The organism is Ruegeria profundi, from assembly GCF_001507545.1.
In the GTDB taxonomy this organism is placed as follows: domain Bacteria; phylum Pseudomonadota; class Alphaproteobacteria; order Rhodobacterales; family Rhodobacteraceae; genus Ruegeria; species Ruegeria profundi.
In genome coordinates, this window is record NZ_LQBP01000003.1 from 79,518 (window position 1) to 101,273 (window position 21,756).

The window sequence follows — 21,756 nt, forward strand, 5'->3', positions numbered from 1 at the left end:
GAAGCGCATGGAACTGAAGACGCGGATTAATAGCGCCATTGCACAGAATATTGCAGATGCACGCGCAGAACCTGCGCCAGCGCAGCTTGCGGCAGCGCTCGACTATGCCTGCTTTCCGGGCGGGGCGCGGGTGCGCCCAACGATTTTGATGTCTGTCGCGCTGGCCTGTGGCGATGACGCCCCTCGTGTTACGGATGCCGCTGCTTCGGCGCTAGAGATTATTCATTGCGCCAGTCTTGTTCACGATGATCTGCCTTGTTTTGATGACGCGGATTTTCGGCGCGGCAAGCCTTCGGTCCACCGTGCGTTTTCTGAACCCCTTGCCGTCCTTACAGGCGATAGCCTGATTATCTTGGCATTCGAGATACTCACGCGCGCCGCCGGGCAAGATCCTAAGCGGGCGCTTGACTTGTTGGGGATATTGGCAAAGCGGACCGGTATGCCCAACGGAATTTGCGCCGGGCAGGGCTGGGAAAGCGAAGACACAATTGACCTTGGCGCTTATCACCGTTCGAAAACCGGTGCCCTGTTCATCGCGGCAACTCAGATGGGAGCGGTTGCCGCCGGTCACGAGGCAGAACCCTGGTACGAACTGGGTGCGCGCATCGGTGAGGCCTATCAGGTTGCCGACGATTTGCGCGACGTTCTTTATGATGAAAAGGTTCTTGGAAAACCCGCTGGGCAAGACGATCTGCTCGGTCGGCCAAGCGCGGTGGATCAATTCGGAGTTCAAGGCGCGATCCAGCGCCTGAATGATATTCTGAGCGGTGCAATTGCCTCGATCCCGTCCTGCCCGGGCGAGGCGATGCTGGCCAAACTTGTTCGCAAGCAGGCCGAGGCGCTGACTCCTGTTGCACCTGCGGTTGCGAAAGCCTGACGGTGGCACGCTCGTCCGACACGGTCACGCGGCCTTCGCTGGGAACTTGGTTCGGACGCCTTTTGGCGCGGTCTGACGTGCAATCCCTGGCGATGCGTCTGCCTGTGACACGTTGGATGGCTCGGCGGGATGGGCAAGAGATATTCGAGGTCGTTCAAGGGTTTGTTTCCAGTCAGGTTTTAGTGGCGCTTGTGGCGCTGGATATTTTCGATCATCTGGCGGATGGCCCGATGACGGCACGGCATCTTGCCCATAGGCTTGGGGTCAATGCGAACAGGCTGGCGGTTTTTCTGCACGCGGGGGCTGCGTTAGGGTTTTTGCGGGTGCACCGAGGTGATCGCTATGGCTTGTCCCGAAAGGGGGCGGCGTTGCGCGGGGTGCCCGGTCTGGCGGATATGATCCTTCATCACCGGGCCTTGTACCGCGACTTGGAAAGCCCCGAGAGTTTTCTGCGCAATGGATCGGAAACCGAGCTATCCGGGTTTTGGCCCTATGTTGGCGACGCTGCCCAAATCGGCGCGGAACAGGCCGAGCGATATTCCCTGTTGATGGCGCGCAGTCAACGTCTGGTGGCCGAGGATACACTCAGACAGGTTCGTCTGAAAAACGTGCGGCACCTTTTGGATATTGGTGGCGGTAGCGGCGCTTTTCTGGCGGAAGTCGCGCAACGATACCCTGCGCCCCGGCTGACTCTGTTCGATCTGCCACAGACCCGCAGTGCCGCGCAGTCCTATTTGGAGGGGGTGGGTCAGTCCGATCGCATTACGTGCACAAGCGGCAGTTTCGCCCGGGACCCTTTGCCTGCAGGCGCTGATGCCATCAGCCTGATCCGTGTCCTCTATGATCACGACGACGAAACAGTCCACAGGCTTTTTGCAAAGGTTTTTGACGCCTTGCCACCCGGCGGGCGGTTGATCATCTCGGAACCCATGTCGGGCGGAGATCACCCTGATCCGATCACCGATGTCTATTTCGCGATTTACACCCTTGCGATGGGCACGGGCAAAACTCGGTCTGCTGCACAGATATCAGAATTGCTTGCAGCTTCGGGCTTCGTGCAGATCGCGCATCCAAAACCCCTTCGGCGCTACATCACCTCGGTCGTTACGGCAATTAAGCCTGGATAGGCGAACGAATTTCTGAAATGTGTCAGTTTTAATTGACAGATTGCGACGTAAAGTTAAACTGACATAAAAGCTCGCCATGGACTCACCCTTTAGATGAGCCACTGCAGGCGAGAGGAGGGAAGACCGTGAAATCCTCGGCCGTAATATTGCATGGTCCCGGACATCTGTCTGTTGATACCGTGACACTCACCCCGCCATCCGCTTCGGATTTGGTGGTCGAGGTGCGGCATTCCGGAGTATCTACCGGCACGGAAAAACTGTTTTGGTCCGGTGAGATGCCGCCCTTTCCTGGTATGGGGTATCCTCTTGTTCCAGGCTATGAGGCCGTTGGCAAAGTGGTCGAGGCCGGATCAAAAACCCGTTTCGGCGTCGGCGATGCCGTCTTTGTGCCGGGCGCGACTTGTTACGAGGATGCGCACGGGTTGTTCGGCGGATCATCGCGCCTGATCGTCACAGATGCGGATCGCGTCACACCCATTGATGCAAGCTGTCAACGTGAGATGACACTTCTGGCCTTGGCCGCCACCGCACGACACTCGATGGCTGGCTTGGGTCACCATGTGCCCGAACTCATTGTCGGGCATGGTGTCGTGGGTCGCCTGCTGGCACGTTTAACCATCGCCGCAGGTGCGCCTGCACCGATTGTATGGGAGTCAGATCCCGCGCGCCGCGACGGAGCCGAGGGGTATCAGGTCATCGCCCCTGAAGACGACCCGCGCCGCGACTATGGATGCATCTATGACGCGTCTGGCGACAGCGCGATTCTGAATACGTTGGTTTCCCGCCTGAAACGCACTGGTGAGATTGTACTGGCTGGGTTCTATACGCAGCCCCTCAGCTTTGCTTTTCCGCCAGCCTTCATGAAGGAAGCCCGGATACGGATCGCTGCTGAGTGGACGCCCGAGGATATGCAGGCCACCCGATTGCTGGTCGAAAGCGGGGCTTTGTCGCTGAAGAATCTGATCAGCCATACCGCGCCCGCATCGGACGCACAGACCGCCTATTCCGCGGCCTTCGAAGACCCCGACTGTTTGAAACTCGTTCTTGATTGGGAGATCACATGAAAGACGAAGCCCCCAACCTGAAAGAGTTCGACGCCCGGCTGAAAGCCGAAGCGCATGAGGACTTGGCGGATGTTCTGCCAAGCGAGGCGGTCAAGAAAACCCAGATCATCGCCATTTATGGCAAAGGCGGCATTGGCAAAAGTTTTACGCTGGCAAATCTCAGCCACATGATGGCCGAGCAGGGCAAACGCGTGCTGCTGATCGGCTGTGATCCGAAATCCGACACGACCTCGTTGCTGTTTGGCGGTAAAGCCTGCCCCACGATCATCGAAACCTCGACCAAGAAGAAACTGGCGGGGGAAGAGGTGAAGATCGGCGATGTTTGCTTCAAACGTGGCGGTGTCTACGCGATGGAGCTGGGCGGCCCCGAGGTCGGACGCGGCTGTGGAGGTCGCGGGATCATCCACGGGTTCGAGTTGCTGGAGAAGCTCGGGTTCCATGATTGGGATTTCGACTTTGTTCTGCTGGATTTCCTGGGTGACGTGGTTTGCGGCGGCTTCGGCCTGCCAATCGCACGGGACATGGCGCAGAAGGTAATCCTGGTCGGCTCGAACGACCTGCAATCGCTGTATGTCGCGAACAATGTCTGCTCGGCGGTGGAATACTTCCGCAAACTTGGCGGCAATGTCGGCGTCGCTGGGTTGGTCGTCAACAAGGATGACGGAACGGGTGAGGCGCAGGCCTTTGCAGACGCGGTGCAAATCCCGGTTCTTGCGTCGATCCCGCAGGATGATGACCTGCGTAAGAAATCCGCAAATTATCAGATAGTTGGAACAGGTTCCGGTCAATGGGGCCCGCTTTTTGCGACGCTTGGTCTGAATGTGGCCGATGCACTGCCCGTCCGGCCCGCGCCGCTGGATCAGGACGGTCTGCTGGCGCTGTTTGACGGTAAGGAAACCGGGGCAGGGATCGAGCTGGTTCCGGCCACGGATCAGGACATGCGCGGCAAGAACGCGGTGCCCAAGAAATCTCTCGAAGTGATTTACGACGACGCATGAACAAAGAAGTGACATATGACGCGTCCGCCGAGGCGCAGGTGATTAAGGGCGAACCCCGCGCGAAAACCGGTGGTGAGCCGCCTGCTTTGGGCTGTCACTCTGGGTCCGAGATGAAAGACGCCGCGCGAATGGCGGGGCAGTCCGAATTGCTGGACCAATATGCACGTGATTACCCGCAAGGCCCCCATGATAAACCGCAAAGCATGTGCCCGGCCTTCGGGTCGTTGCGCGTTGGGCTGCGGATGAAACGGGTGGCGACGGTTCTCAGCGGCTCGGCCTGCTGCGTTTATGGCCTGACCTTCGTCAGCCATTTCTACGGCGCGCGGCGGTCAGTGGGCTATGTTCCATTCAACTCGGAAACGCTGGTTACCGGCAAACTGTTCGAGGATATCCGCGCCGCTGTTTACGATCTGGCAGATCCCGAGAAATTCGACGCCATCGTTGTTACCAACCTTTGCGTGCCGACAGCCAGTGGTGTTCCGCTGCGCTTGTTGCCGAAGGAAATAAACGGAGTCCGGATTGTGGGCATCGATGTGCCCGGATTCGGCGTCCCCACCCATGCTGAGGCTAAGGATGTTCTGGCTGGCGCAATGCTGGCCTATGCCCGCTCCGAGGTCGAAGCGGGGCCGGTCTCTGCGCCAGACGGTGCGCGGCAGGACCGGCCTACTGTCAGTTTGTTGGGAGAGATGTTCCCGGCTGATCCGGTGATGATCGGGCAGATGCTTGCCCCGCTGGGTCTGGCTGCTGGGCCGGTAGTACCCTGCCGCGAATGGCGCGAACTGTACGCAGCGCTCGACTGCGGCGCGGTGGCGGCGATCCATCCCTTCTATACGTCGGCCATTCGGGAATTCCAGGCCGCGGGCCGCCCCATCCTGGGCAGCGGACCGGTTGGTGTTGATGGCACGGCCGCTTGGCTATCAGCCGTTGGTGATGTGTTCGGTATCGCTGCAGACAAGATCAGCATAGCGCAGAACGGTTTCTTGCCCGCTATCAAAGACGCACTGGCCGCCGCGCCGATCTCGGGGACTGTGACTGTCTCGGGATATGAGGGCAGCGAACTGTTGGTGGCCCGTCTGCTGATCGAAAGCGGCGCAACCGTTCCCTACGTCGGAACCGCCTGTGCCAAAAGCAAATGGTCGGCGCAGGACGCGGATTGGTTGCAGGCACACGGAGCCAAAGTCCAGTTCCGCGCTTCGCTGGAGCAGGATTGCGCGGCGATGGAAGGGATCAGGCCTGATTTGGCCATCGGCACGACTCCGGTGGTGCAAAAGGCCAAGCAACTGGGCATCCCGGCGCTTTATTTCACCAACCTGATCTCGGCGCGGCCCCTGATGGGGCCAGCGGGTGCAGGATCACTGGCACAGGTGATCACCGCAGCAATTGCCAACAAGGATCGGATGGACCGGATGCGCGACTTCTTTGAAGACGTCGGCACCGACGATGCCGCCGGAATCTGGGAGGGCGATCCAAACCTGCGCCCCGATTTCCGCGCCATCAACCAAAAGAAACTGGAACGGCAGGCCAAGGCCGCCAAAGCGCAGGAGATGATCTGATGCTGATCCAGGATCATGACCGCGCCGGGGGCTATTGGGGGGCTGTCTACGCCTTCTGCGCCGTGAAGGGTCTGCAAGTGGTAATCGACGGTCCAGTCGGGTGCGAGAACCTGCCTGTCACGTCGGTTCTGCACTACACAGACGCGCTGCCGCCGCATGAACTTCCCATCGTTGTCACAGGGTTAGGCGAAGAAGAACTGGGCCGCGACGGGACCGAAGAGGCGATGAAACGCGCATGGGGTACGCTTGATCCGGCGCTGCCTGCGGTGGTTGTTACCGGCTCGATAGCAGAGATGATCGGCGGGGGTGTGACGCCCCAAGGGACCAACATTCAACGCTTTCTGCCGCGCACGATCGACGAAGACCAATGGGAAGCGGCTGACCGGGCGATGACCTGGATTTTCACCGAGTTCGGCATGACCAAGGGTCGGATGCCGCCCGAGAAAAAGCGTGAAGAGGGCGCAAAGCCGCGCGTCAATATACTTGGGCCCATGTACGGCACCTTCAACATGCCCAGTGATCTGGCCGAAATTCGGCGTTTGGTCGAGGGGATAGGTGCCGAGGTCAACATGGTCATGCCCTTGGGCGCCCATCTGGCCGAGATGCGCAACCTCGTGAATGCGGACGTCAACATCGTCATGTATCGCGAATTCGGACGAGGCCTGGCCGAGCTGTTGGGCAAGCCCTACCTGCAAGCACCAGTGGGCGTGGACTCGACCACCAAATTCCTGCGCATGTTGGGCGAATTAACCGGACTTGACCCGGAACCCTTCATTAAGCGCGAGAAACACTCGACCATCAAAGCTGTCTGGGATCTGTGGCGGTCGGTCACGCAGGATTTCTTTGCCACCGCCTCGTTCGGCGTTGTGGCGAATGAGACTTACGCACGGGGACTGCGGCTGTTCCTGGAAGAGGATCTGGGGCTGCCTTGCGCTTTCTCGGTCGCGCGCTGTGCCGGAACCAAAACCGACAACAATCAGGTGCGGGCGCTGATCGCGCAGAAGAAGCCATTGGTCGTGTTCGGCAGTATCAACGAGAAAATTTACCTGGCTGAAAACAAAGGCGGGTTCGGACCGTCACCAGCCTTTATTCCGGCCAGCTTTCCGGGGGCCGCGATCCGACGGGCAACCGGTACGCCTTTCATGGGTTACGCGGGCGCGACCTATGTCCTGCAAGAGGTGTGCAACGGCCTGTTTGATGCGCTGTTTCACATTTTGCCTCTTGGCACTGAAATGGATGCTGGGCCAGCCACACCCGCCACGCAACGCACCGAAATACAATGGGATGAGGATGCCAGCGCCGCGCTGGAGCGCATCTTGGAATCCCATCCCGTTCTCACCCGTATTTCTGCCGCCAAATCCCTGCGCGATGCCGCCGAGAAGGCAGCGATTTCCAATGGGGATGCCCGGGTCTTTGTCAGCACCGTTCAGGCGCTGGACCCCACGCGTTCCGAAACCGATCCAACCGAAGGAGGTGACCTGTGCCAGCAGTAACCCTTAATGCACATAGCGAAGCGGGCAAAAAGCGGTCACAACGCACGCCCGAGTTCATCCTGTACTTTTCGATCCTGTTCCTGATTTCGATCCCCTTCGCAGTGGTCGAATGGATCAGACATGCCTTGCGCCGCCGCACGCTGAACCTGCGTGGGCCATTGGCGCGGGCCTGGTCCGAGGCCGACAGGATCACGCCGATCATCTTTTCCAGGTGACGGCGACCCGAGATCCGGCCCGTATCACGCGGGGCGGGGCCCAGCCGCTGGGTAAGCGGCGTCAGCATAGTGACCCGGAGGTTCCTTATGGCTGATAATGACGACCTGTCTTTTACAGGTCTTACCGACGAGCAAGCTCAGGAGCTGCATTCGGTCTATATGAGCGGCCTATGGCTGTTCGCGATCGTTGCGCTGGTTGCACATCTTGCAACCTATATCTGGGCTCCGTGGTTCTGAGGAGGGATTGAGAATGGCAAAATTCTACAAGATTTGGCTGATCTTCGATCCGCGTCGCGTCTTTGTGGCGCAAGGCGTGTTCCTCTTCCTGCTCGCCGTCATGATCCATCTTGTTGTGCTTAGCAGCGGTCTCAACTGGTTTGAGAACGCCGCGGCGACTGCCGGGTTCTAACGGGCCCAGGGCGGGGCGCAATGCGCCGCGCGATGGATTGAAAGAAAGCCGCGGGCGGCGTGAATCGCCCGCGGCATGAACCGGGGCAATTGACCCGGCCATGACCAGAACTGTCGGAGCAAGACAATGGCGATGCTGAGCTTTGAAAAGAAATACCGCGTTCGCGGGGGTACGCTGATCGGTGGTGATCTGTTCGATTTCTGGTTCGGGCCATTTTACGTCGGCTTTTTCGGGGTCACGACGGTGTTCTTCGCCGCGCTGGGTACGATCCTAATATTCTGGGGCGCGGCCATGCAGGGCACGTTCAATCCCTGGCTCATCAATATTGCCCCACCTGATCTGAGTTATGGCTTGGGCATGGCACCTCTGATGGAGGGCGGGCTGTGGCAGATCATAACATTCTGCGCGGTCGGGGCGTTTGTCAGCTGGGCGCTACGCGAGGTTGAAATCTGCCGAAAACTGGGAATGGGTTACCATGTGCCCTTCGCCTTTAGTGTCGCCATTTTCGCCTACGTCACCCTGGTCGTTTTCCGCCCATTGTTGATGGGAGCGTGGGGTCATGGCTTCCCCTATGGCATCTTTAGCCATCTCGACTGGGTATCCAACACCGGCTACGCATATCTGCATTTCCACTACAATCCGGCGCATATGTTGGCCGTGACGCTGTTCTTTGCGACCACGTTCGCCCTAGCCCTTCACGGTGCGCTGATCCTGTCGGCTGCGAACCCGGAAAAGGGCGAAGAGATGAAGACGCCGGACCATGAAGATACGTTCTTTCGCGATTTCATTGGCTATTCGATCGGAACGCTGGGCATTCACCGGCTCGGCTTCCTTCTGGCCATCAATGCCGGGTTCTTCTCTGCCGTTTGTATCATCATCTCTGGCCCCGTTTGGACGCGAGGATGGCCCGAGTGGTGGAACTGGTGGCTTGAGCTGCCGATCTGGCCCAGTCAGGCGGGGATGTGACCCATGATTGAATATCAAAACATCTTTACCCAAGTGCAGGTGCAGGGCGAGCCCGAATGGGGCATGGACGACAATCGCCAGATGAGCCGCGAACGGATCGGCAAGCCGTTTTTCTCAAAGCTCGTCGGCTGGGTCGGGAACGCGCAGATCGGGCCGATTTATCTGGGTTGGTTCGGTATGGTCAGTGTCGCGACTGGTATTCTGTGGCTGAATATCATCGGACTGAACATGCTGGCGCAGGTCAACTGGTCGATCTCAGAGTTTCTGCGGCAGGGTTTCTGGCTGGCGCTTGAGCCGCCCAGCCCGGAATACGGTTTAACGATTCCGCCGCTGAGCGATGGTGGGTGGTACATCATCGCCAGTTTCTTTTTGCTGATTTCAGTCTGCTCATGGTGGTTACGCACATACCTGTTGGCGGCAGAACACAAGATGGGCAAGCACGTGGCCTGGGCTTTTGCCGCGGCGATCTGGTTGTTCCTGGTGCTGGGCCTGTTCCGCCCGATTTTCATGGGGTCCTGGTCAGAGGCGGTGCCCTACGGCATTTTCCCGCATCTGGATTGGACCACTGCGTTTTCGATCCGGTACGGCAATCTTTACTACAACCCGTTCCACTGTCTCTCGATCGTGTTCCTCTATGGCTCGGTCCTGCTGTTTGCGATGCATGGTGCGACCATTCTGGCGGTCACTCGCTTCGGTGGCGACCGTGAGCTTGAACAGATCGTGGATCGCGGCACGGCATCAGAACGGGCTGCTTTGTTCTGGCGCTGGACCATGGGCTTTAACGCCACGATGGAGGGTATCCACCGCTGGGCCTGGTGGTTTGCGGTGCTGACCCCGATCACCGGCGGGATCGGTATCCTGCTGACCGGGACAGTGGTCGACAACTGGTTCATCTGGGCCCAGGAACGCAGCTTCGCCCCCGCCTATGACGGGTCATACGGATACGAAGCCTTCGGCACTTACGAAGCCTTCATCGGTCAGGAGAACTGAGATGCTTCCCAAGTGGTTCGATGACTGGAACAGAGACAATCCGACAAACATCTACGGCCCGGCAATCCTGGTCGGTGCGCTGGGCGGCGCGATCTTTATCGCGGCCATGCTGGTGGCTTTCGGGCAACCCTTCGCCACGAAAAGCATTCAGACCGGGCCGCGGGGAACGGGAATGTCGGTCACCGAGTTCGTTAATGAAATCGAGCGTCCCGACCCGACGATCGAGGATTACCTGACCGAAGAGCCATATATCCCTCAGCCCGGCGATGCTCTGGCCAAGGATATCTATGAAAATGTTCAGGTGCTTGGTGATCTGACAGAAGACAATTTTAACCGATTTATGAATGCCATGACCTTCTGGGTGGCCCCCGAACAGGGCTGCGCCTATTGCCATGGCGAGGGCGATCTTGAGACTTATGGAGAGGACAACCTTTACACTAAGGTCGTGTCCCGTCGCATGATCGAGATGACGCAGAACATCAATGAAAACTGGGATGGCCATGTCAACGCAAACAAAGAGGTCGGTGTAAACTGCTATACCTGCCATCGCGGGCAAAACGTCCCCAGCGATATCTGGTTCAGCATCACGCCGGTCGTCGATGCCATGACGGGTTGGGGCGCAGTTCAGAACCGCGTCACAGAGCAAAGCCAATTTACCTCTCTGCCGTCGGATGCGTTGGAAACCTATTTGTTGAACTACGGCGTAATCGGCGTGCATGATCTGGAATCCCGCGTTGAAGGCTCACCTGCGGATGAGGGTTTTCCAACGATTCAGGATACCGAGCGCACGTATTCACTGATGAACTATGTGAGTAACTCATTGGGTGTGAATTGCCTGTTGTGCCACAACAGCCGGGCATTCTACGACGCGGAACAGGTGACGCCGCAATGGGCGACCGCAAGCCTTGGTATCGCGATGGTGCTGGAGTTGAACAACGATTACCTCGTTCCATTGGCAGATGTTTATCCGGAAGAACGCCTGGGCCCGATCCATCAGGATGCGCCCAAGGCCGCCTGCCGGACGTGCCACAAAGGCTATCAACAGCCGTTGCAAGGTTTGAACATGATCGCGGACTGGCCAGAGCTGACCACGTCCGAGGCGCCTGTATACGAATAGGGCCAGCCGTCTCCCCATGACCGGCAGGCTCTGACGCAGCACGGACCCCGTGGCTTCCGCGGTCCGCGCAGGGAACACAAGCTGTTCCAAACCTGTTCTGTGGCGACAGAACGACCGGCTGGTGATCCGCGCGGGCGTGCGTTCAATCCCAAGCGGATCACCGGTCAATGCACCGGAGAGGATCAATGGCATCTACTCAGACACCCCTGTTGGACCGCGTTGCCGGTCCGTCTGATCTGCGCATCTTAAGCGATGCGGAACTGGCCCTGATTGCAGATGAACTGCGCAATGAGGTGATCGACATTGTATCGGAAACAGGTGGGCATCTGGGGTCGTCACTGGGCGTGGTCGAGCTGACCGTAGCCCTGCACGCGGTTTTCAATACGCCGATGGACAAGCTGATCTGGGATGTGGGGCACCAGTGTTATCCGCACAAGGTGCTGACGGGGCGGCGCGACCGGATGCGGACGTTGCGGCAGAAGGGCGGTCTTAGCGGATTCACCAAGCGGTCCGAGTCCGCCTTTGATCCGTTTGGCGCGGCGCATAGTTCAACTTCGATCAGCGCAGCGTTGGGATTTGCCGTCGGCCGCGACCTGGGAATGCCGACCGGGGATGCGATCGCGGTGATCGGTGATGGCTCAATCAGCGCAGGCATGGCCTACGAGGCGCTGAACAATGCGGGCGACGAAGGTCGTCGTCTGTTTGTCATCCTGAATGATAACGAGATGAGCATTGCCCCTCCCGTTGGTGCGATGTCGACCTATCTGTCGCGGCTCTGCGCGCCGGATCCGCTGGCACGGATGCACTCCCTGACCGAAGGGTTCGAGGCCGCAATGCCGCCGCCTGTTCGTGCCGGTATGCGCCGCGCCCGGCAGTTGGTATCGGGCCTGCCCGGAACGGGCACGCTGTTCGAAGAATTGGGGTTTGACTACATCGGTCCGATCGATGGCCACGATCTGGGTCAGCTCTTGCCGGTGCTGCGCGCGGCGCGGGCCCGCGCGACGGGACCGGTGCTGATCCACTGCGTGACCGTAAAAGGCAAAGGCTACGAGCCAGCGGAAAAAAGTGCCGACAAGTATCACGGTGTGTCCAAGTTCGATGTCTCGACCGGCGCGATGAACAAGGCCAAGTCCAACGCACCCAGCTATACCTCGGTCTTTGGTGAGACACTGACAGACGAAGCCAGCCGCGATCCGTCCATCGTTGCAGTAACAGCCGCGATGCCGGCCGGAACCGGCGTTAAAACCATGGCAGACCGGTTTCCCGGTCGGGTGTTCGACGTTGGCATAGCCGAGCAACATGCGGTGACATTTGCGGCCGGAATGGCGGCGAGCGGCTTAAAACCCGTCTGCGCCATTTACTCGACATTCCTGCAACGCGGGTATGATCAGGTCGTGCATGATGTGGCCTTACAAGGCCTGCCAGTAAGATTCGCCATTGACCGTGCCGGTCTGGTTGGCGCGGACGGCGCGACCCACGCAGGCGCGTTTGATCTGGCTTATCTGTGCAGCCTGCCCGGGTTTGTCGTCATGGCCCCTTCTGATGAGGCTGAGCTGCGTCACATGGTTACCACTTCGCTCGCCCATGACGCAGGCCCTTCAGCCGTGCGCTTTCCCCGTGGTGCCGGGGTAGGGGCAGAGCTGCCCGAACGTGGAGACATATTGCCCATTGGCAAAGGGCGGATCATTCGCGAAGGCGAAGAGGTTGCGATCCTCTCCCTTGGGGCGCATTTGAGTGAATGTGTGGTTGCAGCCGATCTTTTGGCCGAACAAGGTTTTAACCCCACGATTGCCGATGCCAGATTTGCCAAACCGATTGATACTGAACTGCTTGCAGACCTGGCAGCCACTCACAGCGCCATAGTTACTGTTGAGCAAGGCGCGCAAGGGGGGTTTGGGGCCCACGTTCTGTCACATCTAGCGAACTCCGGCGCGCTGGATCGTGGTTTGAGAATACGCACGATGACCTTGCCCGATCGGTTTATCGAGCAGGCCGCGCCAAATGAAATGTACGAAGATGCCGGAATGACGGCCCAAGATATCAAAGAGGTCGTTCGCGCGCTTTACGCACGCGAGACCAAAATCTTGTCATTTCCGGCTGTGGGTTAGCTCTGAGGTCCAACCGAGGCCAGATACGCCCAGATATTTGCGACTTCGTCTTCTTTCCGAAGCTTGAAGGTCATTTTCCCGCGCGCGCTTGTGTCGTCGAGGTATTCTTTCAAAAACTTTGATGGATCCGCAACATAGGTCGCAAAGTCGGCCTCTTCCCAGACCAACCCGGCTTCACCCGCAGAAACCATTGCATCTGAGTAGTTGAACCCTTCGTAGGTGCCGGCTGTCCGGCCTACCACCCCGTACAGATTGGGTCCTGTCTTACCGCCTTTTACGATTTCTTCACCGGCGTCATCGACAATGACGTGGCAGGCTTTGCATTTATTGAAGTTCTTTGCGCCTTCTTCCGCATCGCCTTCGGCAAATGCGGGGACGGCCACAAAGGCAAAGGCGACCGCTGCTGATAGAATACATTTCATATGCATACCTCCTGAGAAATCTAAATTTAGCGCGCGTGCTCCAATGTCAAATCGTCACACAGTATATTCAAGCGACCGCGTGGGCCAAGGCACACTGCTTCCACAATATCATCAGCGCCTCGACCAATCGATCGATATCTGCATCGCTGTGCAGGGGTGACGGCGTAAAGCGCAGCCGCTCGGTACCCTTGGGAACAGTTGGATAGTTGATTGGCTGAACGTAGATACCGTAGTCGCGCATTAGAATGTCTGACAGCATCCGGCATTTGACCGGGTCTTTGATCATCACCGGAATGATATGGCTGGGGTTGTCCATGTGCGGGATGCCATAAGCATCAAGTTTGTCCCGCAAACGCTGCACCTGCCGCCTTTGCGCCTTGCGCTCAGCATTGCTGGTTTTGAGGTGCTGAATACTTGCCGTAGCCGCCGCCGCGACGGCTGGGGGCAGCGCAGTCGTGAAGATAAATCCGCTGGAGAAGCTGCGCAGGAAGTCGCACAGGGCGGCAGACCCCGTGACATATCCGCCAATGCAGCCATAGGCTTTGCCCAGTGTACCCTCAATCAGGGTAATGCGATCTGCCAGGCCTTCCTGTTCACTAATGCCGCCGCCACGCGGCCCGTAGAGGCCAACGGCATGCACCTCGTCCAAATAGGTCAGGGCACCGTGTTTTTCGGCCACTTCGACGATTTCTTTCATTGGACAGATATCGCCGTCCATCGAGTAAACCGACTCGAAGGCCACGATCTTGGTGCTGTTGACAGGGAGGGCCGCCAGCTTGCGATCAAGGTCTTCGGGGTCGTTGTGTTTCCAGATGATCTTCTTGGCCCGCGAATGGCGGATGCCTTCGATCATTGAGGCGTGATTCAGCTCATCGCTCAGAATAACCGCATCGGGTAAACGGCTGCCGAGGGTCGACAGGGACGCCCAGTTGGACACATAGCCCGAGGTAAAGACCAAAGCGGCCTCTTTGCCATGCAGATCGGCCAGTTCTTCCTCAAGCCGCACGTGATGGTGGTTCGTGCCCGAGATATTGCGGGTGCCGCCGGCGCCCACGCCGCAGGAGTCGATGACCTCTTTCATCACTTGCCGGACTTTCGGGTTCTGACCCATGCCAAGATAGTCGTTTGAACACCAAACCGTTACCTTGTCAGGGCTGTCTTCAATATGGGATTTCGCGGTCGGGAACGCACCGCATAGCCGTTCAAGCTCGGCAAATATCCTGTAATTGCCTTCCTCCTTCAGCTTATCAAGCTGTGCGTTGAACATCTTATCAAATTCCATGACGTCCCTCCCTTTCGGTATTCATGGCCAGTGGCTTCGGGTCCGGCAGCATCCAACGCCAGAGTTTGGCGTCGGGCAGCGGCAGAACCAGCAACCAGTGTTCCAACAGGGCCAGCGCTGTGAGGCTGGCCAACAATATTTTTGCGGTCTTCTGCGGATCGGTCGCCGCATGTCCGGCCTGCGCCATGAACAGCGCGACGGCAATTGACAAGAGCGACACGGATATCGGGAAAAACCAATTCATCCGGGCAATGCGAAAATGGCTGGGCAGGTGCGACAGGTGGTCGGGCAGAAATTCCGTATTGAACTTCGGCACACCGAAAAACAGGTTCAGCTTGGCCGATATGCGGGCCGCGAAGAGGATGCCGAAACACCAAGCGCCAGCGGTGTTGGGCTGGTTCCAACTGATTGCGGCAAGCGCGATGGTGATCAGAACCAGCAGCATCTCGTGATAGGCGATCGTCCCCCAGGCGCGGATGAACCTTTCCCAGAACGGCGCATCGGTCGGGCAGGGGTAAGCGTTGGGGCCGGTAATCATGCCACACAGAAAAGCCAATTCGATCCAGCCCCAAATCAACAGGGCGCTGATGAAGCCCAAATAGACCGCGATCGTGTCGCCATTGGCCAGAGATACCCAAAATCCAGCCAACCCGGCGAACAGAGCAGGTAATGACCATAGCGCGGCGCGGCTGCGTCCGCCCGCACTGCGGCGAACCACCCACAGGATCGCCCCGGTGGAAAACCACCAGAGGAAAAGCGCAGCAGGCGCGGCGATCCAGGGTGCGAGGGTCATCAGTAGCAAGGCTCCAATCTTGTCTGGGCCGGAACCTCATGTTTTTTGGCTGGGATGAAGTACAACGCGGCAAAAGCACGGGCAGCTCTGACAGAGCCCCAAACCTGCGCGGCTTTGCCTGCAATACCGCCGCGCTCCTTGGCTTCGGCGATATCCACATTGGCCCGGTGCAGCGCGCGGCAGTTCTTGAGCCAGCGTGGATCGTCAATGTCCAGCGTGATCGGGAAAATCTGCTTGCTGAGTTCGCTTGTCTTTTCAAACACCGCATGCGCATACCAGTCGGGATCGACGCCCAAGGCCTTGTGGAAGGCTGGCCGCTGATGGTCGCGCACGAACATGGTAGCGTAGACAGCGGTCAGGAAGAATTTGATCCACAGCACGTTCACGCCCGAGGTTAACTTGGGGTCGGTTTTCATCAGCAGGGCAAAGGCCTCGCCATGGCTGAACTCATCATTGCACCACTCTTCGAACCACTTGAAGATCGGATGGAACCGATGCTCGGGATTGGCCTGAAGATGCCGGAAGATGGTGATGTATCGGGCGTAGCCGATCTTTTCCGACAGGTAAGTTGCGTAATAGATGAATTTAGGCCGGAAATAGGTGTATTTCTTTTTCTGCGTCAGGAAGCCCAGATTGACCCGCAACCCGGCCTCGCGCAGTGCGTCGTTGATGAAACCCGCATGGCGCGCCTCATCCCGAGCCATGAGCTGGAACAGTTGGGTGATGTCCTTGTTATTTCCGCGCCGCTTCATCTCTTTGTACAGCACACAGCCCGAGAATTCGGCGGTACAGGACGAGATCAGGAAATCGATAAACTCTTTCTTCAGTTGCGGCTCCATACCGTCCCAGTCGATCTGGTCCCAGTCTTCGTTCTTTTTGAAGTGCCCCTTGTTCGGGTCTGAAACCATCTGCGCAATCAACTTGTCCCAGTCTTCGCGAACAGAAGACACATCAATCGCGTCCAGTTCATCGAAATCGGTGGTGTAAAAGCGCGGCGTTAGCAGAGTGTTCTGCATCGCCGTTTCGGTCGCCATTTCGTTGTTATAGATGGCGTCCTGTTCGGCGGCGATAGCCAGACCTTCTTCGACCGAGGTCGCGTCAGCGGTGTGCTTGGCTTGAATGTTCATAGCGACACCTCCTCAGAGAACGAGAATTCGCACAGCTCCATCACCTCGAAATCGCCGGTCAGGCGGGTCCAGAGGCGTTCCAACAGACTGGCGCGGATGATCGTGGCCTCGCGCTGTTCGATGACGATTTCACCGAAAGGAGCCATGATTTCAGGGCCTTTCACCTTTACCTCGTCGCCGGGATAGATCACGGCACCGTTGTCGAACCTGACATGGGCGTGCAGGCTCTCGAATTTGTGGCTCACCTCGACTGTGCAGGGCGCGCGTTCAAAGTCTTTCGTCAAAAGTCCCATGTTTGGCTTCCTTTCAAGGTTTATCCAGAAGTCTGGCGAAACGTCTGGCGTTGTCGGCACCAAACCCCATGAGGTCGGCGCTCCATCCCGTTGAGGGATCGGTGATATCGAGACGGCCATTGGCGCGGCGCGTCACGATGACGGGGGTGTTCGCAGGCTGGTCTGCCTGCATTCGCGTGCGATCAATCACCCGGGCGACCCCAGCGACAAAGCCGCCTTCGGTGGCGCTGAGCCGGGCAATCACCGCACCTTCGGGGGACAGGACGGTGACCGCCCCGCTGACGCCATCGCTGACCAAAATCATCTCACGTTCATGTGTGATTTCTGCGGCGGGTGGCGAGGCCGACAGCGGCACATCTGTGAGGCGTGCATAGGCGACGATGGCGAGGACGGCGCAAACCAACAGTCCCATTGCCCGCAGCAGGACGCGCGGGATCAACTCTCGGTCCTGGTTCTGGGTCTGGTGCAGGGTGTCGGTCATTTTGTGCCTCCTATTCCGCGGCGATCGGTTTCAGATCACGTTCAACGCGGGGGATACTGACGCGGGCTTCCGCGGCATCTGCAAGGATGCGCGCAACGTTCGCCGCATCGGGAATACAGCGCAGGGCGGGTTGGGTGTGGAAATGCCATGGGCGCACATGCGGCCAGCACAACAGGTAGCTGAACCGGACCGGGCCTTGCAGAGTTAGGGCAATCGTCCCGGTGCCGTCTTTGCGCAGATCCAGATCGGCGCTGTCGATCTTGGTGTAAGGCAGGTTCAGCGTCATGGTCAGCGCCGCCCCGATACGCATGGCGACGCGGCGGTTGGTCAGCGTGTACATGGTGCTGCGCGCCTGGATCACTGCAAAGACGACCAGCAAAGCACAGGTCACCGCCCCAAGGATCACAAAGGGTAGGGACGCGGCGATGGCCAGATCCAGCGGCATCAGATCCACCACCGATACAAACCGCCAGATAGTCAGAACCGCGAAATATCCAGCCACCCACAAAACGCTGACCGAGGATTTGGCAAGTGCCCACCAATGAGGGCGACCTTGCCACAGGATCACCTCACCCTCGGGCGGGCGTTCCGGTAGGCCCGGAACTGGTTCAACTGCAAAATCGTCATGCGGCATGGGTTTGCTCCTGACTTCAGATCTGCGGCTCTTGCCGGGCTTCGCTGGCATAAAGCGTGCCACCGGCGTAGTAGGCGCTGATTTTTTCTTCTTCGAGCATGGTCAACTGGTTGGGATCGGCGATCTGGGGCACGTCTTTGACATGCTCGGCAAAGATCGAGCGCACCTTGACCCGGTTTGACTGGATGCGCGTCATCGTCAACGGAACCAACCGGGTGCCGCCGCCGTATTCAGCGTCCAGCTCATATTCGAGATAGCGGACCAGTTGCTCGGGCACGTCGATCCACATATCCGTCACGGTGCCCACCGGCTTGTTGTCGCCGGTCACGACAGGCTTGCCGCGCGGATCGCGACCTGCAGCGTGCGAGAACGCCTCAAGCCCGCGCATAGGTTGCAGCTTCAGATGACCGTGTCCGTCCAGTTCCGGAATGTCGCGGCGCGGCGCCCAGGATGCTGGCCCAACACCATCGAGCATCGGATTGCCAGTGGGTTCGAACGGGTACCCACCGGCGGCGTTGGTGCGTTCCAGTGCAAGGTCATCGCGATCACCACGTTGCCCGCTGGGAACGGTTACTTCACCTCGCCCGTGCGGCAGTTTGAACGTTTTGTCGTCGGGGACCGAGAATAACCCCTGATTGGGGGCTTCCTCGCCGTCATCATCAACCAGTGGAAAGCCTTCACGCATGTTTTCCCGCTGGATGTAAAAGATCAGCAGGGCGAAAAAGACCCAAAACAGCCAGATCGACAGGCTGGCGAGGTCAAAATTTCCGAAGAAGGTCTGGGTCATTCCGGGATCCTTTCGGTTTGAGGAATACGCATCATGTTGGAAACTCCGGCAATCCGGATGGCGCGGCAGCCCGGCGTTTGCGGGTTGCCAGTGGGCCAAGTACGATCAACGTTATGAATAGAAGCGCGATTTCCGCATGGTAGACAAAGGAATAACCCGTGGCTGCCGAGTCCAGTGCGGTGCCCAAGTTACCCTTCAATGCTTGCACATTGACGATGTCGCGCAGCGCCCCGCCCAAAGCGATGGCAAGGCCCGACGCGGTTGCCTGTGCAGCCCCCCACGCGCCAAGGGCCAGGCCGCGCCCGGCAAAGCCCTGTTCGGGTAGAGACATCGTTGATATCAGGGTGCAGACGGCGAAGATGCCGCCGCCAAAGCCAATCAGCCCAGCACCGGTGAAGAACAGCATTGGGGCTTGCATCGGGGCCGAGAAAATCACGGCGCTGAAGGCAACGATGCCAACAAGGATCCCGCCGCAGGACAGACGGATCGGGTCGCGCCCAAGCCCAAGCAGCCGCGCCGACAAGCCATATCCGGCCAATGCTCCGGTTGCCCACATGGCCGTCAGAACGGTTGTGGATGAAACCGAAAGGCCAAGGATTTCACCGCCATAAGGTTCCAGCAGCACATCCTGCATGTTGAATGCCATGGTGCCCAGGAAGACGACGGCCAAAAGCCGTCCGGCCTGACCTCCGCTCAGCAGATCAGACCATGCGTCGCTGAACCGTGGGCGGGGGGCTGCGCGTTCTTCGGCGCTCATCGGGCGGACTTTTTCCTGCCGCCAAAGGGCGATCAGGTTCAGCACCATGCCAACGACTGCCGCGCCTTGAACCACGCGGATCAGGCGCAGGTCGGAAAAGTCACGCAGCAGCCAGCCGACGATCAACGCCGATGCGCCCATGCCAATCAGGAACATGACATAGAGCAGAGCAACAACTTTGGGCCGCGTCTCGGGCGTTGCGCGGTCGCAGGCCAATGCCAACCCGGCGGTTTGGGTCATGTGGATGCCAAGACCCGCCATCAGGAAGGATATCGCCGCCAGTGCCTCACCCGCGAAGGGGACATGCAGCGTAGAGTGGCCGCCCAGAACCAGCAGGGCAAAGGGCATGACGGCCAGCCCACCCATCTGCCAGATCGAGCCGAACCACAAATAAGGGATACGCTTCCATCCGATTGCACTGCGATGGGTGTCACTGCGGAAGCCCAGAAGCGCGCGGAAGGGCGCGATCAGCACGGGCAGGGCGATCATGATGGCAACAACCGTCGCGGCGACGCCAAGCTCGACAATCATCACGCGGTTCAGCGTGCCCAGCAGCATGACCGAGGCCATCCCGACCGACACCTGAAACAGCGACAGCCGCAGCAACTGCCCCAAAGGCAAATCCGCGCTTGCGGCATCGGCAAAGGGCAGGAACTCGGCCGGTATGCGGGTAAAGGGCGAGGGGCGCTGGCTCATGAGGCGACCTCCAACGCGTGAGAGATGTAGAAACCGCAATTGACGCGCCCCAGATCGCGGACTTTACCGGCACCATCCAGCTTGCGCTTTAACGTCGCTGTGTTGTGCGGCACCATGGTCGGCGAGCGATCGCTTTTGGGGAACACCTTGCCCGCGTACCACATGGCTGCCAGCAGCGGCGTGCGCGGAGCGATGGTGAAGCGCACGACCGCGCCGTGATCGACGAACCGGTCAACCGCACTGCGGATATGGTCGGCGTCGTAGTAAATCAGACTATCCATGGCAAAGACATGATCGAACGGGCCGCTGGGTTCGTGCAGCATGTCACCTGCGTGGAAATCCACCCTCGCGTGCAATGGCGCTGGCAAACGCGCACGGGCGATGTTGATCAGGGCTGGCGAAATGTCGATTGCTACGACCTCGGCACCGCGCGCGGCCAAAACCTCGGTCAACTGACCTGTGCCGCAACCCGCATCCAGAATGCGACGGCCTGTCAAGTCCTGCGGAAGCGCGCTCAACAGGCGATCCCGCATCTGGTCTCGGCCTTCGCGCACGGTTTGACGAATTTTCGACACTGGCGCATCGCTGGTCAGCCGCTCCCACGTGCGGGTGGCGGTGCGGTCGAAATAGGTTTCAACCCGTGCGCGTGTCGCCTCATAGGTCATTAATCGAACCCCAGCAATTCAAAGATCACCCGGTCGGGCAGAGGTTCGGGGGCCAAGGCTTCGGTCCCGTTCCAAAGGGTTTCGGCCAGCCGGACGTATTCGGCGCGGCAGCGGACGATATCCTCGTCATCGTCCATCTCAAACAGGGTCTTTTTCTTTAGGCGCGAGCGACGGATGGCGTCCACATCGGGCATATGCGCGATGCGCTTAAAACCGACCTGATCGCAGAAGCGATCCACCTCATCCGTGTCCCGGCTGCGATTGGCAACGCACCCAGCCAGACGAACCTTGTAATTGGCCGATTTTGCCTGAACGGCGGCGATGATCCGGTTCATCGCGTAGATCGAGTCAAAGTCGTTTGCGGTGACGATCACTGCCCGGTCAGCATGTTGCAGCGGCGCGGCAAACCCGCCGCAAACCACATCGCCCAGCACGTCAAAGATCACCACATCAGTATCGTCCAGCATGTGATGCTGTTTCAGCAATTTCACGGTCTGGCCCACGACATAGCCGCCGCAGCCAGTCCCGGCAGGAGGGCCGCCAGCCTCGACACATTGCACGCCACCCCAACCCTCGAACACAAAGTCTTCGGGGCGCAGTTCCTCGGGGTGGAAATCAACCTCTTTCAGAATGTCGATGACCGTCGGCACCAGTGATCCGGTCAGGGTGAAAGTGCTGTCATGTTTCGGGTCACAACCGATCTGCAGCACCCGCTTGCCCAGGGTGGAAAACGCCGCCGACAGGTTGGAACTCGTGGTGGATTTCCCGATCCCGCCTTTGCCATATACCGAGAATACCTTGGCCCCTTCTATCCGCGCGGTCGGGTCCTGATGCACCTGAACCGAGCCTTCTCCATCAAGGCCAGTCAGGTTCGGAAGGTTCTTGTCCAGTGGGCTCATGAT

The 21,756-nt window shown here is 58.9% G+C and carries 24 protein-coding genes; 13 read left to right on the forward strand and 11 right to left on the reverse strand.

Translation table 11 applies throughout. From position 1 onward, the window contains the following. Nucleotides 1-7: 7 nt before the first annotated feature. From AVO44_RS06350 to dxs, 13 genes are all read left to right on the forward strand, one after another. Nucleotides 8-877, forward strand: a complete 870-nt coding sequence (locus AVO44_RS06350) for a polyprenyl synthetase family protein (protein ID WP_068334231.1) — start codon at nt 8-10, stop codon at nt 875-877. Between the two features lie 2 nt (nt 878-879). After that, nucleotides 880-2,004, forward strand: coding sequence for an acetylserotonin O-methyltransferase (locus tag AVO44_RS06355; RefSeq protein WP_233421945.1), 1,125 nt, complete (start codon nt 880-882; stop codon nt 2,002-2,004). A 125-nt stretch (nt 2,005-2,129) separates the two neighbouring features. After that, a complete protein-coding gene (bchC, locus tag AVO44_RS06360; RefSeq protein ID WP_068334233.1) occupies nt 2,130-3,068 on the forward strand; it encodes a chlorophyll synthesis pathway protein BchC in 939 nt (312 codons plus the stop codon). Continuing rightward, a complete protein-coding gene (locus AVO44_RS06365; RefSeq protein ID WP_068334234.1) occupies nt 3,065-4,066 on the forward strand; it encodes a chlorophyllide a reductase iron protein subunit X in 1,002 nt (333 codons plus the stop codon). The genes bchC and AVO44_RS06365 overlap by 4 nt, the downstream gene beginning before the upstream one ends. Beyond that, nucleotides 4,063-5,619, forward strand: a complete 1,557-nt coding sequence (bchY, locus tag AVO44_RS06370; protein WP_068334236.1) for a chlorophyllide a reductase subunit Y — start codon at nt 4,063-4,065, stop codon at nt 5,617-5,619. Before AVO44_RS06365 ends, bchY begins: the two co-directional genes overlap by 4 nt. Further along, entirely contained in the window at nt 5,619-7,112 is a 1,494-nt protein-coding gene (gene bchZ, locus AVO44_RS06375) for a chlorophyllide a reductase subunit Z (protein WP_068334238.1), read from the forward strand. Before bchY ends, bchZ begins: the two co-directional genes overlap by 1 nt. After that, nucleotides 7,100-7,327: a cytochrome PufQ gene (gene pufQ / locus AVO44_RS06380; RefSeq protein WP_068334241.1), complete on the forward strand. Its 228-nt coding sequence runs from the start codon at nt 7,100-7,102 to the stop codon at nt 7,325-7,327. Before bchZ ends, pufQ begins: the two co-directional genes overlap by 13 nt. A gap of 87 nt (nt 7,328-7,414) precedes the next feature. Then, nucleotides 7,415-7,564, forward strand: coding sequence for a light-harvesting antenna LH1, beta subunit (gene pufB / locus AVO44_RS06385; protein ID WP_068334243.1), 150 nt, complete (start codon nt 7,415-7,417; stop codon nt 7,562-7,564). 13 nt (nt 7,565-7,577) lie between these two features. Further along, the gene (gene pufA / locus AVO44_RS06390; protein WP_068334249.1) at nt 7,578-7,736 is read left to right on the forward strand and encodes a light-harvesting antenna LH1, alpha subunit; all 159 of its coding nucleotides are present in this window, start codon (nt 7,578-7,580) and stop codon (nt 7,734-7,736) included. A gap of 126 nt (nt 7,737-7,862) precedes the next feature. After that, nucleotides 7,863-8,702 (forward strand): photosynthetic reaction center subunit L, encoded by an 840-nt coding sequence (gene pufL / locus AVO44_RS06395; RefSeq protein ID WP_068334253.1) that lies wholly within the window; start codon nt 7,863-7,865, stop codon nt 8,700-8,702. A gap of 3 nt (nt 8,703-8,705) precedes the next feature. After that, nucleotides 8,706-9,692, forward strand: a complete 987-nt coding sequence (gene pufM / locus AVO44_RS06400) for a photosynthetic reaction center subunit M (protein ID WP_068334256.1) — start codon at nt 8,706-8,708, stop codon at nt 9,690-9,692. 1 nt (nt 9,693) lies between these two features. Next, a complete protein-coding gene (gene pufC / locus AVO44_RS06405) occupies nt 9,694-10,809 on the forward strand; it encodes a photosynthetic reaction center cytochrome PufC (protein WP_068334259.1) in 1,116 nt (371 codons plus the stop codon). A 185-nt stretch (nt 10,810-10,994) separates the two neighbouring features. After that, the gene (gene dxs, locus AVO44_RS06410) at nt 10,995-12,917 is read left to right on the forward strand and encodes a 1-deoxy-D-xylulose-5-phosphate synthase (protein WP_068334262.1); all 1,923 of its coding nucleotides are present in this window, start codon (nt 10,995-10,997) and stop codon (nt 12,915-12,917) included. Here dxs and AVO44_RS06415 read toward each other — a convergent pair. The 11 genes from AVO44_RS06415 to bchL form a co-directional block, all read right to left on the reverse strand. Beyond that, a complete protein-coding gene (locus AVO44_RS06415; RefSeq protein WP_068335257.1) occupies nt 12,914-13,339 on the reverse strand; it encodes a c-type cytochrome in 426 nt (141 codons plus the stop codon). The two genes, dxs and AVO44_RS06415, sit on opposite strands and share 4 nt — an antisense overlap. Before the next feature lie 67 nt (nt 13,340-13,406). After that, the gene (hemA, locus tag AVO44_RS06420; protein WP_068334265.1) at nt 13,407-14,621 is read right to left on the reverse strand and encodes a 5-aminolevulinate synthase; all 1,215 of its coding nucleotides are present in this window, start codon (nt 14,619-14,621) and stop codon (nt 13,407-13,409) included. Beyond that, nucleotides 14,611-15,414, reverse strand: coding sequence for a putative photosynthetic complex assembly protein PuhE (gene puhE / locus AVO44_RS06425; protein WP_068334266.1), 804 nt, complete (start codon nt 15,412-15,414; stop codon nt 14,611-14,613). The genes hemA and puhE overlap by 11 nt, the downstream gene beginning before the upstream one ends. Next, complete coding sequence (acsF, locus tag AVO44_RS06430) at nt 15,414-16,541, reverse strand: magnesium-protoporphyrin IX monomethyl ester (oxidative) cyclase (RefSeq protein WP_068334270.1); 1,128 nt, start codon at nt 16,539-16,541, stop codon at nt 15,414-15,416. The genes puhE and acsF overlap by 1 nt, the downstream gene beginning before the upstream one ends. Continuing rightward, nucleotides 16,538-16,834 (reverse strand): hypothetical protein, encoded by a 297-nt coding sequence (locus AVO44_RS06435; protein ID WP_068334272.1) that lies wholly within the window; start codon nt 16,832-16,834, stop codon nt 16,538-16,540. Before AVO44_RS06435 ends, acsF begins: the two co-directional genes overlap by 4 nt. 13 nt (nt 16,835-16,847) lie before the next feature. After that, nucleotides 16,848-17,315: a photosynthetic complex assembly protein PuhC gene (gene puhC, locus AVO44_RS06440; RefSeq protein WP_068334274.1), complete on the reverse strand. Its 468-nt coding sequence runs from the start codon at nt 17,313-17,315 to the stop codon at nt 16,848-16,850. A gap of 10 nt (nt 17,316-17,325) precedes the next feature. Then, nucleotides 17,326-17,949, reverse strand: coding sequence for a photosynthetic complex putative assembly protein PuhB (puhB, locus tag AVO44_RS06445; RefSeq protein ID WP_068334277.1), 624 nt, complete (start codon nt 17,947-17,949; stop codon nt 17,326-17,328). Nucleotides 17,950-17,965: 16 nt separating this feature from the next. Further along, nucleotides 17,966-18,736, reverse strand: coding sequence for a photosynthetic reaction center subunit H (puhA, locus tag AVO44_RS06450; RefSeq protein WP_068334279.1), 771 nt, complete (start codon nt 18,734-18,736; stop codon nt 17,966-17,968). Nucleotides 18,737-18,767: 31 nt separating this feature from the next. Continuing rightward, a complete protein-coding gene (locus AVO44_RS06455) occupies nt 18,768-20,189 on the reverse strand; it encodes a PucC family protein (protein ID WP_068334281.1) in 1,422 nt (473 codons plus the stop codon). Continuing rightward, nucleotides 20,186-20,854: a magnesium protoporphyrin IX methyltransferase gene (gene bchM, locus AVO44_RS06460; protein WP_068334284.1), complete on the reverse strand. Its 669-nt coding sequence runs from the start codon at nt 20,852-20,854 to the stop codon at nt 20,186-20,188. Before bchM ends, AVO44_RS06455 begins: the two co-directional genes overlap by 4 nt. Next, on the reverse strand, nt 20,854-21,753 hold the full coding sequence (gene bchL / locus AVO44_RS06465; protein ID WP_068334285.1) for a ferredoxin:protochlorophyllide reductase (ATP-dependent) iron-sulfur ATP-binding protein: 900 nt from the start codon (nt 21,751-21,753) through the stop codon (nt 20,854-20,856). Before bchL ends, bchM begins: the two co-directional genes overlap by 1 nt. Nucleotides 21,754-21,756: the final 3 nt, after the last annotated feature.

What these genes read in the sequence shown, in the direction of transcription:
- AVO44_RS06350 (WP_068334231.1), top strand. Translation starts at nt 8, where the DNA reads ATGGAACTGAAGACGCGGATTAATAGCGCCATTGCACAGAATATTGCA.
- AVO44_RS06365 (WP_068334234.1), top strand. Translation starts at nt 3,065, where the DNA reads ATGAAAGACGAAGCCCCCAACCTGAAAGAGTTCGACGCCCGGCTGAAA.
- bchY (WP_068334236.1), top strand. Translation starts at nt 4,063, where the DNA reads ATGAACAAAGAAGTGACATATGACGCGTCCGCCGAGGCGCAGGTGATT.
- bchZ (WP_068334238.1), top strand. Translation starts at nt 5,619, where the DNA reads ATGCTGATCCAGGATCATGACCGCGCCGGGGGCTATTGGGGGGCTGTC.
- pufB (WP_068334243.1), top strand. Translation starts at nt 7,415, where the DNA reads ATGGCTGATAATGACGACCTGTCTTTTACAGGTCTTACCGACGAGCAA.
- pufA (WP_068334249.1), top strand. Translation starts at nt 7,578, where the DNA reads ATGGCAAAATTCTACAAGATTTGGCTGATCTTCGATCCGCGTCGCGTC.
- pufL (WP_068334253.1), top strand. Translation starts at nt 7,863, where the DNA reads ATGGCGATGCTGAGCTTTGAAAAGAAATACCGCGTTCGCGGGGGTACG.
- pufM (WP_068334256.1), top strand. Translation starts at nt 8,706, where the DNA reads ATGATTGAATATCAAAACATCTTTACCCAAGTGCAGGTGCAGGGCGAG.
- pufC (WP_068334259.1), top strand. Translation starts at nt 9,694, where the DNA reads ATGCTTCCCAAGTGGTTCGATGACTGGAACAGAGACAATCCGACAAAC.
- dxs (WP_068334262.1), top strand. Translation starts at nt 10,995, where the DNA reads ATGGCATCTACTCAGACACCCCTGTTGGACCGCGTTGCCGGTCCGTCT.
- AVO44_RS06415 (WP_068335257.1), bottom strand. Translation starts at nt 13,339, where the DNA reads ATGAAATGTATTCTATCAGCAGCGGTCGCCTTTGCCTTTGTGGCCGTC.
- hemA (WP_068334265.1), bottom strand. Translation starts at nt 14,621, where the DNA reads ATGGAATTTGATAAGATGTTCAACGCACAGCTTGATAAGCTGAAGGAG.
- puhE (WP_068334266.1), bottom strand. Translation starts at nt 15,414, where the DNA reads ATGACCCTCGCACCCTGGATCGCCGCGCCTGCTGCGCTTTTCCTCTGG.
- acsF (WP_068334270.1), bottom strand. Translation starts at nt 16,541, where the DNA reads ATGAACATTCAAGCCAAGCACACCGCTGACGCGACCTCGGTCGAAGAA.
- AVO44_RS06435 (WP_068334272.1), bottom strand. Translation starts at nt 16,834, where the DNA reads ATGGGACTTTTGACGAAAGACTTTGAACGCGCGCCCTGCACAGTCGAG.
- puhC (WP_068334274.1), bottom strand. Translation starts at nt 17,315, where the DNA reads ATGACCGACACCCTGCACCAGACCCAGAACCAGGACCGAGAGTTGATC.
- puhB (WP_068334277.1), bottom strand. Translation starts at nt 17,949, where the DNA reads ATGCCGCATGACGATTTTGCAGTTGAACCAGTTCCGGGCCTACCGGAA.
- puhA (WP_068334279.1), bottom strand. Translation starts at nt 18,736, where the DNA reads ATGACCCAGACCTTCTTCGGAAATTTTGACCTCGCCAGCCTGTCGATC.
- AVO44_RS06455 (WP_068334281.1), bottom strand. Translation starts at nt 20,189, where the DNA reads ATGAGCCAGCGCCCCTCGCCCTTTACCCGCATACCGGCCGAGTTCCTG.
- bchM (WP_068334284.1), bottom strand. Translation starts at nt 20,854, where the DNA reads ATGACCTATGAGGCGACACGCGCACGGGTTGAAACCTATTTCGACCGC.
- bchL (WP_068334285.1), bottom strand. Translation starts at nt 21,753, where the DNA reads ATGAGCCCACTGGACAAGAACCTTCCGAACCTGACTGGCCTTGATGGA.